General features: G+C 47.8%; 9 protein-coding genes. 5 read left to right on the top strand and 4 right to left on the bottom strand.

Annotation, left to right across the window (positions count from 1 at the left end; translation table 11 throughout):
• Positions 1–46 precede the first annotated feature (46 nt).
• From H6G89_RS00535 to H6G89_RS00515, 5 genes are all read left to right on the top strand, one after another.
• Positions 47–661 (top strand): helix-turn-helix domain-containing protein, encoded by a 615-nt coding sequence (locus H6G89_RS00535; RefSeq protein ID WP_190503109.1) that lies wholly within the window; start codon positions 47–49, stop codon positions 659–661.
• 375 nt (positions 662–1,036) lie between these two features.
• Complete coding sequence (locus H6G89_RS00530; protein ID WP_190503107.1) at positions 1,037–4,483, top strand: GAF domain-containing protein; 3,447 nt, start codon at positions 1,037–1,039, stop codon at positions 4,481–4,483.
• Positions 4,480–5,604, top strand: a complete 1,125-nt coding sequence (locus tag H6G89_RS00525; protein ID WP_190503105.1) for a hybrid sensor histidine kinase/response regulator — start codon at positions 4,480–4,482, stop codon at positions 5,602–5,604. The genes H6G89_RS00530 and H6G89_RS00525 overlap by 4 nt, the downstream gene beginning before the upstream one ends.
• A gap of 424 nt (positions 5,605–6,028) precedes the next feature.
• On the top strand, positions 6,029–8,110 hold the full coding sequence (locus H6G89_RS00520) for a GAF domain-containing protein (RefSeq protein ID WP_190503104.1): 2,082 nt from the start codon (positions 6,029–6,031) through the stop codon (positions 8,108–8,110).
• 11 nt (positions 8,111–8,121) lie between these two features.
• Positions 8,122–8,499, top strand: a complete 378-nt coding sequence (locus tag H6G89_RS00515) for a response regulator (protein WP_242059767.1) — start codon at positions 8,122–8,124, stop codon at positions 8,497–8,499.
• On the opposite strand, the gene cheB is transcribed toward H6G89_RS00515, so the two are convergent.
• From cheB to H6G89_RS00495, 4 genes are all read right to left on the bottom strand, one after another.
• Positions 8,477–9,583: a chemotaxis-specific protein-glutamate methyltransferase CheB gene (gene cheB / locus H6G89_RS00510; RefSeq protein ID WP_190503100.1), complete on the bottom strand. Its 1,107-nt coding sequence runs from the start codon at positions 9,581–9,583 to the stop codon at positions 8,477–8,479. The genes H6G89_RS00515 and cheB overlap by 23 nt on opposite strands.
• A gap of 57 nt (positions 9,584–9,640) precedes the next feature.
• Positions 9,641–12,034, bottom strand: a complete 2,394-nt coding sequence (locus H6G89_RS00505; protein ID WP_190503098.1) for a hybrid sensor histidine kinase/response regulator — start codon at positions 12,032–12,034, stop codon at positions 9,641–9,643.
• Positions 12,035–12,136: 102 nt separating this feature from the next.
• Positions 12,137–13,201 (bottom strand): chemotaxis protein CheW, encoded by a 1,065-nt coding sequence (locus H6G89_RS00500; protein WP_190503096.1) that lies wholly within the window; start codon positions 13,199–13,201, stop codon positions 12,137–12,139.
• 70 nt (positions 13,202–13,271) lie between these two features.
• Complete coding sequence (locus tag H6G89_RS00495) at positions 13,272–14,792, bottom strand: CheR family methyltransferase (RefSeq protein WP_190503094.1); 1,521 nt, start codon at positions 14,790–14,792, stop codon at positions 13,272–13,274.
• Between the last annotated feature and the right edge of the window lie 18 nt (positions 14,793–14,810).

Raw genomic sequence — 14,810 nt, 5'->3', positions numbered from 1 at the left:
GTGTCAACAAAGTTTCCTGTCATGATTCATGACTACGAGGATAGGTATGACCCAAAACCAGAGTGAACAGGCGATCGCAGACCATTCTCTAGAGCGATATCTGGGGAATACGATTCGTGAAATTCGCCAAAATCATGGGTTGACGATCGCAGAGGTTGCCGAGCAGGTCGGCATCTCACGCGGCATGTTGTCCAAAATTGAAAATGCTCAAACTGCCACCAGCTTAGAAACTCTCTCCAAACTGGCGGGTGCCCTGGGCGTGTCGCTGTCCACTTTGTTTCGTAACTACAACATTCCGGAGGGGGGTGCTCAACTGGTTAAGAATGGTAACGGCATGGAGGTCGTGCGCCGGGGCACCAGATTGGGGCATACCTATCACCTGCTGGCATACGACCAGGGTCCCACAAAAGTGTTTGAACCCTTTCTGATTACGATGAACGATGCCTCAGAGGTTTTTCCCACCTTTGAACACCCCGGCACCGAATTCATCTATATGTTGGAGGGAAAATTGGAATATCGCCACGGACAATATACCTACTTGCTGGAACCGGGGGACTCGCTTACCTTTCGGGGAGATGTGCCCCATGGTCCCGAACAACTGGTTGAACTCCCGATTCGTTTCCTCACAGTTATCCTGTATCCCTCTCCCTTAGAGGAGTAACCAGTCTGACTGCCTGACAAATCTTTGATGCTTGGCGATTGAAACTGCCGCTATAAGAGCAAAACCGACCTGCGTCGGTTCGTCAAACCTTAATTTTCCGTAGTCCGCGTCGGCGGACTTCGATCGGATAGGCGCGAATTCCGTTCGCCAGCCACAGCAGGGAATATCAAGGGTTTCAGAACTTTTGTCAGTCAATCAGGTAACCAGTACGTTGAGCCTGCTGGCTGCAATGCAGAACAAGAGCCAGAAGACGGACGAACAAAAGGTATGACCACTTAAATAGGCATGACAAAAAGATTCATTGCCATATAGAGCTTCTTCAATACTGTAGGGAACACTGAGAGAGGTTCTCGCTCCACCGATCCCACTCGTGTCATGTACCCAATTTATCAATCGGCAGAAGTAAAATCTGCCATTCTCCGAGATCCTCTGGTTATCTCACCGGATGCGCCAGTAGCCGCCGCGATCGCCCAGATGAGCACTGCCCGTTCAGGATGCGGTGATTCTCACGCCCAGGGTTGGCAATCGGAGAAACTTTATTTAGAGGCGCGATCGAGTTGTATCGTGGTGGTAGAAGACAGGCAGGTTGTCGGCATTTTGACCGAACGGGATATTACGCGCCTGATCTTTCAGAACTTCTCTCTGGATTGCCCGGTGCGACAGGTAATGACTCAGCCTGTTGTGATCTTGCCTGAGTCTACCTTGACCGATGTCTTTGTCACCCTTCATTTGTTAGAACACCACGGTATCTGCCATTTACCCGTTGTGGATGAACAGAACTGCCTGGTCGGGCTCATTACCCAAATAGCTCTGTTACACCTGTTGAATCCGCTCAATCTTCACACTCTCGTGCAACAGTTGGAAACAAAGGTGTTGTGTTTGGAGGTAGAGCAAGCCATTCAACTGCGAGAGGAACTGCACGATCGCAAACAGGCTGAAGCCAAACTACAAGAGAGTGAAGCTCTCCTCCGACTATTTGTGCAATATGCTCCCGTTGGCATCATCATGCTGGATCGGTCAATGCGGTGTGTGATGGCAAGCCAACGGTGGATTGATGAATATCAGTTGGGTTCATTGAGCTCTATTTTGGGGCGATCGCACTATGACCTCGTGCCTGAAACTTCAGAGCAGTGGCGACAAATTCATCAACGATGTTTAGCGGGGGCGATCGAAACCTGTGATGAGGATTTGTTGATCAGAGCCGATGGCACTCAACAGTGGCTCCGGTGGGAAGTCCATCCCTGGTTCACAGGAACTCATGAAATCGGTGGAATTATTATCTTCACTGAGGATATTGGTCAGCGCAAACAGTTGGAATTGTCTCAACAAGAACTGAATCAATCGCTAGAACGTAAGGTGACAGAACGAACGGATGCACTCCACACGAGTGAAGCTCAGATCCGTCAGCAAATCGAGCGGGAAACATTGTTGCGGGAAATCACGCAGCGAATTCGCCAATCCCTCGATCTACAAACCATCTTTGAAACCGCCTGCCACGAAATTCGCCAGGTTGTGCAAGCGGATCGGGTCGCTATCTTTAAGTTCCGTCCCGATTCCCACTTTGACGATGGTGAATTTGTCGCCGAATCCGTCGTCGAAGGGTTTTCTCCTGTTGTTACGATTCAAGTGCATGACCATTGCTTTGGCAAAAACTATTCCAATTTTTATGCCAAAGGTCGCTTTCAGGCAGTTGATGATATTTACGCCAGCGGCTTACAACCCTGCCATAGCAATATTCTGGCTCAGTTTCAAGTGCGTGCCAACCTGATCATGCCGTTGTTGTCAGGGGAGCAGTTGTGGGGATTATTGTGTATCCATCAATGTGCTGCTCCTCGCCACTGGCAACCCTCTGAGATTGAGTTGACCCAGCAATTGGCTAGCCAGTTGGCGATCGCCATTCAACAGGCGAGTCTTTACGACCAGATTCAATCTGAGTTAATGGTGCGGCAACGAGCAGAGGCAGAAATTGCCCTGCAACTCAGACGACAACAAGCTCTGGGGGCAATTGTTCAGCGTATTCGAGAATCATTGGATCTCAATGAGATCCTGGCGACGGTGGTTCGGCAGGTCAAAGACGTGATGCAAGGCGATCGCGTCATCATTTTTCGGCTTTTTCCAGATGGTTGCAGTCAAATTGTTGAGGAAGCGGTATCGGATGGATTAGTTCCATTAAAAAATCGCCATTGGGACAACGAGACATGGTCGCAGGATATTCTCGACTGCTACTGGCAGGGCATTCCCCGAATCGTTCCCGATGTTATGAATGATATCTGGACGAATTGCCTGATTGACTATTCCACTGAAGGGCAAATTCAGTCCAAGATTGTTGCCCCCATTCTGCAAGACATCCGCAGTGGCGAAAACCATCGCTGGGTTGCTCCCTGGGAAACCAACAAACTCTGGGGCATTCTGGTCGTTCACGCTTGCCGAGAAAAGCGAGTCTGGCACGACTCTGAAGCCCAACTCTTGCAACATATCGCCAATCAATTGGCTGTTGCCATTCAACAGGCGGGTTTGTTTGAACAGTTGCAACAGGAACTAACAGAACGACAACAGGCACAACAGCAATTGACTGAGCGCAACCAACAACTCGCCGTTTCTAATGAAGAGTTGGCTCGGGCAACCCGCTTGAAGGATGAGTTTCTCGCGAACATGAGTCACGAACTGCGGACTCCGCTCAATGCCATTCTAGGGATGACTGAGGGCTTACAGGAGAGTGTGTTTGGTGATGTCAATCCACAACAAGCGCAAGCTTTAGAAACTCTTGAGCGCAGTGCATCTCACTTGTTAGAGTTAATCAACGACATCTTAGATGTTGCCAAGATCGAATCGGGTCAGTTAGAACTAGATTGTTTCCCTACGGCGATCGCTCCGTTGTGTAAATCGAGCCTTGCCTTTATCAAACAACAAGCATTAAAAAAACACATTCACTTAGAGATCAAGCTGGCACCCAATCTGCCTGAACTGTTGATCGATGAACGACGGATACGTCAGGTTCTTATCAATCTGCTGACGAATGCGGTTAAGTTCACGCCTGAAAAGGGCAGAATTATCCTTGAAGCCAATTATCAACCAGGGAGCATGGCTGCCGATGATGCTAACAGTTTCTCTCAAAACCTCCTGCATATCGCGGTCACTGATACGGGTATTGGTATTGCTCCAAACCATCTCAATAAACTGTTTCAACCCTTTGTTCAGATTGATAGTGCGCTCAATCGTAAGTATGAAGGCACAGGACTAGGGTTGGCTCTGGTTAAACGACTTGTCGAGCTTCACGGTGGGCGGGTAAGTGTCACCAGTGAAGTGGGATCGGGAAGTTGTTTTGCGATTACGCTTCCCTGTGAAGTGTCTACAACCTTTCCGAAGAGTGAGATACAACCTGGAACCACGGTCGAGTCCAGTCAAATCAATCAACCCAAGTCTTCTCTCATCCTGTTAGCAGAAGATAACGAAGGCAACATTAATTCCATCTCCAGTTATCTAAAAGCTAAAGACTACCGAGTTTTGCTTGCGAAGAATGGACAGGAGGCGATCGCCGTGGCGCAATCTGAAAATCCCGATCTGATTCTGATGGACATTCAAATGCCAGGAATAGACGGTCTAGAAGCAATGCGGCAAATTCGCTGTCATCCAAACTCAGCCAATATCCCCATCATTGCCCTGACTGCCCTTGCCATGAAGAATGACCGCGATCGTTGCCTCGATGCCGGAGCGAACGATTATTTGACCAAACCCGTCAAACTGAAACACCTGACAACCGTCATTCAAACCCTTTTGGCATTGAACGAACCTGCAACCCAAAGCAATCAGAGTGATCTATGAAACTTCCATCTATTCTAGTGATTGACGACGAACCTGATAATTTTGATGTCATTGAAACCATCCTCAGTCATCAAAACTATCAACTCCATTATGCTGCTCAGGCAGAAGAAGCGATCGCCTCACTGGATCACTACAACCCCGACCTGATCTTGCTCGATGTGATGATCCCTGGAATGGACGGGATTGAAGCCTGTCAGCGGATCAAAGCAATCCCCCGTTGGCATGCTGTTCCCATCATGATGGTGACATCACTAAATACAAAATCAGACCTGGCAAGCTGTCTCCATGCTGGAGCCGACGACTTTGTGAGTAAACCGATTAACGCAATCGAACTGCAAGCCAGAGTCCAGTCGCTCCTGCGAGTCAAGCAACACTATGACGATTTGCAAAGGGTGCTGCAATTACGGGAAGACATGGTCAATATGATTGTCCACGATTTGAGAAACCCGCTAACCAGCGTCTTATTTGGGCTGGACACCTTAACAGATCCAGACCTATCACTAGACGAGCAAACTATAAAAGTATCAAGAGTGCGCCTTGCTGGGCAACAGTTGCAGATGTTGATTGATGATCTACTGATGATTGCCAAAATGGAGTCTGGTCAACTCCATCTTAATCAAACCGAGGTTGATCTGCGATGGCTTATGTTGTCTGCCCTATCAGGGTTTGAGGCGATATCAACGCAACGAAAATTAGAATTGGTGAGTGAATTGCCCGAACACGGCAGCATCATCGTTGATGTTGCTATGTTCCGTCGAGTGTTAGACAACTTACTCTCAAATGCCATTAAGTTTTCACCCCGACACAGCAAGATTGTTTTACGAGCAACCTATTTGCCTTCAGGTGAGGTCAGCATTCAGGTGGTTGACAATGGACCAGGGATCTCGCAAGCGTTTCAGCAAAAGATTTTTGAGAAATACGAGATTGGCAATCCCATGCCTGGTGTCACGCAGATCGGCTTAGGATTGGCTTTTTGCAAGATGATTACGGAAGCTCATCAAGGCAGCATTGGGGTCAGCAACAATACGTCACAGGGTGCTACGTTTGAAGTCACGCTGCCTGCTAATCGGGTCATTGCATCGGAGTTACCTAATCCACTGTTGTATTGTGGAAAGGATTGAGACATAGAAGCAAGCGGAGTAGTAGCAGGCGATCGGCTCAGGAGCGTGGATTGAATAAATCTGCAAACTCTTTTCTAAGTACTGCTATTCATAGATAGGGTTTGGAAATAAAACCAGGGGGCTGCGCCCCTAGCCAGGGGTTCCACCCCTGCACCCCAGATTCCCACCCTTATTTACGACGAGTTGTACTAAGGTGTGAGGATCGCGCAAGCGGGCGAGAAAGTAATGTTTTATATCCAAAAATCACTGTAATTTGTTGCAAAGTAACGTTAAAGTACACACAAAATCAGTAGAAATCACCTACTTAGCTTAATTTGATTTAGCTCAGTATAGAGGTGGATCAACTATAGATAGAAAAATTATGGACGGGGATACATTACAAGAAAATCTGACCCCGGACTCGGCATTCAGAATTAGTATTGCTGTGAGAGATCAACAGCATAATGGGTTGAGCTCAACGGAGTACTTTAACTGGAGCACCCCCACTGAAAAGGCATTCTTACAGAATGAAGTGGCTCGCTTAAAGGAGTTGTACCGATATCAGGTGTTAGATACACCGACTGATTCCAAATTGGATGAGTTAACCCTGCTGGCAGCAGAGATTTGTCAGGCTCCGATCGCCCTGATTAGCTTTGTAGATTGCGATCGCCAGTGGTTTAAGTCCAACATCGGGTTGACCCTTTCCCAAACGCCACGGCACATTGCGTTTTGTGATCAGACGATTCAGCAATCAGATGTCTTTGTCGTGCCAAATACCCTGGAAGATGAGCGGTTCTCAAACAATCCCCTGGTGACCGAACATCCACAAATTCGCTTCTATGCGGGTGTCCCGTTGATTACCCCAGCAGGCTTTGCCCTGGGAACGCTCTGTGTGCTGGACTATGTTCCCCGTCAGTTAAGCCAACAACAACTGAGAGCCTTGAAAACCTTGAGCCATCAAGTTATGACTCAGTTAGAGCTTGGACGAGGAACCGTTGAATTTCGACAGGTCACAACAAAACTGCATCAGTTGCAGCAACAATTTGTAGAACGAGAGTCGTTGAGCCAGCATGAGTCCATTCTGCTGAACCTGGCAAATCAAATTCGCCATTCCCTTGACCTGGATACCATCCTACAAACGTCTGTCAATGAGATTCGCAATCTGTTACAGGTCGATCGCTGTTTGTTTTTGTGGTCTTTGCCGAGTGGGGGGCAATCTCACTTAACCGTCACTCATGAAGCAAAACTGGCTGAGTTGCCCAGTCTCATTGATAAACTGCCTGATGAATATAGCCTGTTGCTAACCCATACAATCGCAAACCTGAAGATTTTGCAGATTGATGATGTTCGGGTTGCTCCCCATTTAGCATCCACTACTCAAACGCTGTTGTCAGATTTAGGCATTCGCTCTGTTTTGGTACTGCCGTTGAGAACCTATTCTGGGCAGTTTGGGGCGATCGTGTGCAGCCAAAGAGACAATGCACGGGTGTGGACTGAGAGCGAAGTGAAGTTACTACGGGCTGTGACCGATCAGTTGGCGATCGCCCTTGACCAGGCAGAACTGTTTGCCCAAACGCGCTCCACGGCTCTTGCAGCGCAAACTCAAGCACAATACCTCACCGACGCCTTGCAGCGATTACAACAAACTCAAGCGCAACTGGTACAGCATGAGAAGATGTCAAGCTTAGGGCAACTGGTTGCTGGAGTCGCTCATGAGATTAACAATCCAGTGAACTTTATTAGCGGCAATATAAACTACGCCAGCGACTATATTCGAGACATTTTAGAACTTCTCAAACTCTACCAACACTACTACCCTGAACCCTGTCCAGAGATTCAAGACAAAGCTGACGCAATCGACCTGGAGTTTATCACCGATGATCTGCCGAAGTTACTCTCATCGATGAAGGTCGGCGTAGAGCGGATCTATCAAATTGTGCGATCGCTCCGTAACTTCTCGCGTCTGGATGAGGCAGACATGAAGCCTGTCAATATTCATGAAGGGATTGACAGCACGCTGCTGATCTTGCGCAATCGATTGAAGACAAACAGCCTGGGGCAAAGCCTTCAAGTTATCAAACAGTACGGAGAGTTGCCCCTGGTCGAATGTTATGCAGGGCAACTCAATCAGGTATTTATGAATATTTTGAGTAATGCGATCGATGCGTTAGATGAGGTGACGGATGCTCCCACCATCACCATCAGCACAGAATTGATGAGTTGTGCGGTTACAGAGAGTCTCGATCAAGATTTAATGTGTAGAGTTCCTGTACCACATGCGGTTATTCGCATTCGAGATAACGGAATGGGAATGCTAGAAGAAGTTCAACAAAAATTATTCAACCCATTTTTCACAACAAAGCCAGTTGGTAAAGGGACAGGCTTAGGGCTGTCGATTAGTTATCAAATTGTGGTGGAAAAGCACAAGGGATTGTTGAAATGCACTTCTCAAGTGGGACAGGGAACGGAATTTTGGATTCAAATTCCCGTTGAGCCGCTACCTGCATCGGTTGAACAAGGATTATGAGGACGATGTCAATGAAAACTCCTACCATTTTGGCTGTAGACGATAGCACCATCATTCACCAGTTAATTAAACGCGCTTTAGAACCAGAATACTCAGTTTTAGTAACTGACAGTCCGGTGGATGCGTTGTCGATGTTGTTTCACAATTCGATTGCAGTTGTGCTGCTCGATGTGACAATGCCTGGTATTAGTGGGTTGGAGTTTTGTCGTACCATCCGCAATTTGCCGCAGTTTCAGCAGCTTCCGGTGGTGATGGTGACATCGCGAGATACGTCCTTTGATCGGGTTCAGGGGCATCTAGCAGGCGCAACCGAGTATTTGACGAAGCCCTTTGACGCCGAGCAACTCCGGCAGGTGGTTCGGAAATTTACTGTCTCAAGCACTGTTTGAGCAGCTTAGGAGCGATCTCACCAATGGGTAGAATCTGTTGAGCGGCTCCGAGGGCGATCGCTTCTTTGGGCATACCAAACACGATACAGCTTTGCTCATCCTGTGCAATTGTGGTTCCACCTGCACGGGCGATCGCCAGTAATCCTTCGGCTCCATCTCGCCCCATTCCAGTCAATAGAATACCAAGGCTCGCTTGTCGATAATAATTGGCTACTGCTTGAAACGTCATGCTGATAGAAGGACGATGCCCAGAGACAGGAACATCACTGGATAAAGCAATCCGCCCCTGCTGATCCAGTTGCAGATGGTAATGGTCTGGAGCAAAATACACGATTCCGGGCTGGGGTACATCACCTGCACGAGCAATCACAATGCGTAACTGACACTCGGTTGAGAGCCACCCCACCAACCCATCTAAAAATCCAACGCTGATGTGTTGAACACACAAAATCGGTATTGGAAAATTAGCAGGTAGAGATTTTAGAATCGTAAACAGAGCTTGAGGTCCACCCGTGGACGCACCAATCGCAATCACTCTGGGGAGCGTTGAGCGAACATTAGAAAATGTATAGGGGTTGACCTGATGAGGGTTTAATTCTTCATTTTCAGGTCTTTTAGAATTCTTAATCACTAACTCTTTATTTCTCATTCCTGGATGTTGAGTAAATACTGAAACACCCGCAATGATCTTAATTTTGGTAATTAATTCATGTTTGATTTGTTCGTATTCTGACAGCAGCTCCACCGTCGGTTTTGGAAAAACATCTAAAGCACCCGCCTGTAAAAGCTGAAAGACGTTTTGAGCATCGTCCTGTTGATCGACCGAGGCACTGATGACCAAAATTGGACGAGGGCACTCTGCCATGACTCTGCGAGTCAACTCTAACCCACTCATTTTAGGCATGTTTAAGTCAGTGCAGATGACCTTGGGTTGCAACTTGGGGATCATCTCCAACGCCTCAATCCCATTCTGAGCTACTCCGACAACCTCAATTTCGGATGAACCCGCTAAGATGCGCTTGAGGATCATGAGAGCCACAGGGGAGTCTTCTACAAGCAGTACGGCGATGGGGGAGGCAGGCATTGGAATAAATGAGGTAGAGGGAGGTTATGGCACGCTGAGTTAAGGGTAGCCTACCGACTAAATTAAGCGTTGCAAGGTTTCAACCAGGATGCTTTGATTCAGGCTACTCTTGGTAATGTAGGCATTTGCTCCTGCCTCTGCACCTCGGCGTTTGTCTTCATCGCTAGCAAGAGAGGTAACCAGAATAATGGGTAACTCATTATATTCGCGCTGTTGACGAATCTTGGCGGTGAGTTGTAATCCGTCTAAGTTTGGCATTTGCACATCGGAAATGACTGCATCAACTGGATTGGACTGCAACTTGTTAAATCCATCGTTGCCATCAACGGCTGTAATCACCTCGTAACCTGCGGTTTCTAGCATCCGTTTTTCTTGAGTGCGAGTGGCGATCGAGTCTTCCACTAACAGAATGGTTGGTTTGGTTGCAGCTAATTGAGGCGTTGCAGGTGTGGAGGATGGGCTGCTACGGGGCAGCTTTACTACACGCCGTTGAACAGATTTAATCAGATCCTGGGGATTGAGCACAATGCACACTTCACCCGTTCCCAGAATAGTTGCCCCAGAGACATTACGAACCCGTTTGAGGAGTTGACTTTGAGGCTTAATGACGACATCTTGCTCGTCAATCACGGCATCCACCAATACGCCCAGTTGTTCCTGTCCGACTTGTAACAGCAAACACGCAAACTGCTGTTTTGCGGTTGGTGTAGAGGGCGAACTATTGGCTGCTGGCAGTTCTAACAGGTCAGCTAACCATGCTACCGAGACAGGTTGCCCTTCACGAACAATAGTTTCGCGATTTTCCAGGGTAAAGATTTCATTGCGATCGACCAGACAGGCAGTGCGAACAAACTCGACCGGAATGGCGTAAGGTGTGCCATTGATCAGCACGATCAAAACATGGGCAGTGGCTAATGTAATACCCAACTGAATGCGGAAAAGGCACCCCTGCCCTGGGTTAGACTCTACCTGGAGGCTTCCTTTAAATTTTTCGACATTGGTTTGGACAACGTCTAGCCCAACCCCACGACCTGAAACTTCCGTTACCAGTGGAGCCGTAGAAAATCCCGGTGTGAAAATGAGGGCCTGAATCTGGCTGTCGGTCATCATGGCGAGATCTTCTTCTCGGCACAGTCCGTGTTTTAATGCCGTTTGCTTAATCTGCTCCAGATTGAGTCCACGCCCATCATCCTGAATCTCAATCACGATATGGGTTGGGGTTTGATAGCTCCGCAGGCAAATTGTTGCTGTTGCAGGTTTGCCTAACTGTTCGCGCTGGGCTGGAGACTCAATCCCGTGATCTACCGCATTGCGAAGCAAATGCATCAATGGGTCTTTCATCTCTTCTAGAATGCGCTTGTCGGCATGGGTTTCTCCGCCTTCAATTACTAACTCAACCTGTTTGCCTTCTTGCCGTGCTAAATCGCGCACCATCCGAGGAAACACATTAAAGATGGTTGATAGTGGCAACAGCCTTAGTGTGCATATGCCCTCGGCTAATTTGTCGCTGATCAGTTCTAACCGTTTGGTGTCTTCGTAGAGCGCATCCCTGAGACGGTTGACCAGAGCTTCCATGCGTTGCAAGCGATCGGTAGACCGATGGCGAGGTTCAAATGCGCTGTTGCTGGTCGCTCCGTTGTCCTGTTGTCTATTGCCAGAGAGACGATTACCCGTTAGGTCACGGCTCCATTCATCCCAAAGTGTGGCGATCGCCTCAATTTCAGATAGACGATGGGCAATCCGAATTTTGGTAACGGTTAGTTCCCCCGCTTGAGTCATCAGGTTGTCTAAACTGCGAGTCGGAACGCGAATTGTTTCGATGCGATAGGCAGGGGATTGGGAGGGTGGAGGGGTGGAGGGGTGGAGGGGGAGAGGGGATGGAGGGGATAAAGGTTCTGTTGCTACTGGGGTTGCTGTTACCTCGTCTGCTTCTCTAACTTCTGCAACTTCTGCAATTTCTCTAACTTCTGTAACTTCTCTAACTTCTGTAACTTCCTCTTCCTTGGCTTCTTCTACTTCCTGAACGTTCTCAACGGTTTCTACTGTTTTGATTTCTTTCTGTACGGCTTGCCCTGTTTCACTGCCCATCAATACTGCCAGGACATGAAATGCATCTACGCCTACTGGCTCTCCGGTCACTGCCTCGTGGACGAGACGATACATAGCAGCAATACACTGAGCGAGGCGATCGCCCAACTCTTGTGAAAAGGTGATTTGATGTTGTTTCAGTTGGGTCAATACGTACTCAACCTGATGTGCCAACGTCCCAATATCTTTGACTCCGAGCATGTTGGCATCCCCTTTTAGGGAGTGCGCCTCACGCAACAATTCTTCTAACAGGGATTGGTCATCCAGATGTTTTTCCAGGTGTAGTATTCCCGCATCTAGATTCTGCAAATGTTCTTCACTGGTAGTCTTAAAAATATTGCGTAGTTCTTCATCGTCAATCATTAACCGCTACTCCCTTGTTATATCGATATCTCGCAGTTGCTATAGTTTGTGAAATCACCAATCTTGAAATCTCGAACACGCCTTACAGCAAACCCAAGCTGATTAATCCTCGTTCACGACTAACACGCCAGAAGTGAGGATTTTAGAGAGACTGATAATGCCAATCATTTTGTTTTGATAGGGAGCAACCCCCTGCAAATATTCATCTGAGGCAAAATGAATGGCAACAGGAGCGGGCAAGATCTGCGTCGAGTCGAGATACACAACATCCATGATTTCGTCCACAGCAATGCCAGCTACGATTTCATCTAAACGAACGACGATCGCCCTTCGTCTGGAGTTTGAGGCAGTCATCGGTAAGTTGATGACGTGACTAATATCGACCAGCGTCACGATCTCACCCCGCAAGTTCGTATTGCCGAGGACATGCGGTGGACAACAGGGAACAGGCGTCACTTTGCGAATGTCGGTAAACTCATACACCGTTTCTAAACTGAAGCCAAAGTATTCACCCTCTAGCCGAACGATAGTCACGGGAATGCCAACAGTGTCTTGTGTAGCGATCGCCTGTCTCAAACTTTCAGAACGGGATCGCAGAATGTGTTGTGCGGAGTCTGTGAGATGAGCACAGAATTGAGGCAATGTTCTCAATGCGTTGTCTGCGATCGCTCCGGTTGAACTTGCTCCGTTGTTGTTATACGACTCAAACTGTGCACGTTCTGCTGGAGTCAATGCACCCGATCGCACCAATTGTTCAGCACTCAGTAGGGTGACTAAAGTGGTGCCAATGCTGGCAACACCTGTAGCAAATCGTTGAAATCCCTCTGCCTGCCACTGCTCGTACACTAACTCTGATTGAATTTGCTCATCGGCGATCGCCTGCACTTCATAGATCTGATTGACCAGCAATCCGACTCGCTGAGTTTGCCACTGTACCACAATAATGCTGTCGGTGAGTTGGTAGGGCAGAGATTGTTGCCCTAAGCGTCGATGCAGATCGACGATCGGTAGAATATGACCTCGCAAATTAATCACACCCACCATAAAGGCAGGTGCTTCAGGAATAGGAGTCACTTCTGGCAAGAAAAAGAGTTCCTGAACGGCTGAGGTGGAGATGCCGTAACAGGCGTAACCCAATTCAAACAGTAAATAGGATTGATGACTCATAAGACTTCTGCGAGGCGCAATTAGCGCGATCCGATGGATGGTTTTTGTGTTTATTCAGACGTAGAGGTACTCACACTCGGCTTTTATTTAGACTGAGTTTTTGCTCAACAACAATTTGCAATTCGGCAGCGGTCAGGCGGTCTTGAAAGTCTACAGTTGTCTCTGGCATGACTTGTTTTAAGGCATCCGATGCCGCTTGCCAATTTTTACAAGCTCTCGCAAGATTGCCTTGTTGTTCGTATAGACAGCCCAACTCAAAGTAGGCGTAAACCGAGGTTGGAGCTAGATAAATGACTCGTCGGAGCAAGTTTCTGGCTTCCTCCAGATCACCCTGCTCCTGAGAAATTTGAGCCAACAGATAAATCGGTTCTGTTGCAAACGGGTTCAACTGCTGGGCTTGTTGGCAGGCTCGAATTGCGTTTGCATAGTCGCCGGAGTTAGCGTAAGCTTCAGCGATTAAACAGTATGCCTGAAAACAACGAGGGAATTGAACAATTAACTGGTTAGCCGCATGAATCGCTCTGGTGTAGGCTTTGCTACGAATCAGGGTAGTAACATGATCCAGTGCGATCGCCTCTGGTGATACTGTTCGGTTTTCCAGTTTTTCTGATTCTGGGGAACTTCTGATTGTTGCTGCTTCCACAGTCGAAGGGTCAGCAGGGCGAGTCAGGGAGGAATCGGGCAACGCTAAACTTGGCGTTTCATTGACAGGCGACTGAGTTGGAGCAACAAGCTGAGGCAGGGATTGTCGTTGATAGATAACGGATTCGGGAAAGGTTTTGACTTGAAATTGTCCCAAATTTTGCCCATATAACTCAGTGTGCCCTGTCATCAAATAACCATTGGGTGACAGGGCCCAATAGAAGCGATTGAGAACCGAGGCGATCGCCGCTGCGTTGAAGTAAATAAATACGTTGCGACACAGGATGAGATCAAAATTGTGAATTTTAGATTGCACATTTGGATAATCATCCTGAACCAGATTACCCAGTTGAAACGTAACCATATCGCGGATTGCAGGATCAACTTCCCAACCCTGACGATGGGGGCGAAAGTACTTATTTTGAATCTCTGGATTGACTGCTCGGAATGACCAATTGCTATAGATTCCCTGTTTTGCCTGTAGCAATGCCAACTCATTGATATCAGTTCCCAGTACAAGGATATTCCACGACTGTTCTGCTGGAATTAACTCTTTTAAGAGAATAGCTAAGGAGTAAGCCTCTTCTCCTGTAGAACATCCAGCACTCCAAACCCGCATATTTTTCTGCTGAGTGCAACTCAACTGCTGTTTAGCATGAATGAGTTCCGGTAGGACGTGATGTTTGAGTAGTGCAAACTGTCCTTGATCTCGCAGAAAGTAACTCTCGTTAACCGTTAATACATCGATCAGTTTGAGCCACTCGGCATCTTTAACGACAGAGGTGTGCGTCGAAACGAGAAGTTGATAATACGCTTCTAGCGAGGGCAAACCTAAGCTTTTTGCTCGCTTTAACAACTTATGCCCAAGGGCGTTTTCCTCTTGCTCACGCACGCGCAACCCTAACGTAGCAGCAATTAAGTCCACAAAGGGCTGAGTTGAATGTTTCATGGATGAACACTGGGATAC

The sequence above is a fragment of the Oscillatoria sp. FACHB-1407 genome, assembly GCF_014697545.1.
In the GTDB taxonomy this organism is placed as follows: Bacteria; Cyanobacteriota; Cyanobacteriia; order Elainellales; family Elainellaceae; genus FACHB-1407.
Note: the sequence above shows the minus strand (reverse complement) of the source record. Positions and strands in the feature narration are given on the sequence as shown.

Bases quoted from the DNA above. Each gene is read 5' to 3' on its own strand.
- H6G89_RS00535 (WP_190503109.1), top strand. From the start codon at position 47: ATGACCCAAAACCAGAGTGAACAGGCGATCGCAGACCATTCTCTAGAG.
- H6G89_RS00530 (WP_190503107.1), top strand. From the start codon at position 1,037: ATGTACCCAATTTATCAATCGGCAGAAGTAAAATCTGCCATTCTCCGA.
- H6G89_RS00525 (WP_190503105.1), top strand. From the start codon at position 4,480: ATGAAACTTCCATCTATTCTAGTGATTGACGACGAACCTGATAATTTT.
- H6G89_RS00515 (WP_242059767.1), top strand. From the start codon at position 8,122: ATGAAAACTCCTACCATTTTGGCTGTAGACGATAGCACCATCATTCAC.
- cheB (WP_190503100.1), bottom strand. From the start codon at position 9,583: ATGCCTGCCTCCCCCATCGCCGTACTGCTTGTAGAAGACTCCCCTGTG.
- H6G89_RS00505 (WP_190503098.1), bottom strand. From the start codon at position 12,034: ATGATTGACGATGAAGAACTACGCAATATTTTTAAGACTACCAGTGAA.
- H6G89_RS00500 (WP_190503096.1), bottom strand. From the start codon at position 13,201: ATGAGTCATCAATCCTATTTACTGTTTGAATTGGGTTACGCCTGTTAC.
- H6G89_RS00495 (WP_190503094.1), bottom strand. From the start codon at position 14,792: ATGAAACATTCAACTCAGCCCTTTGTGGACTTAATTGCTGCTACGTTA.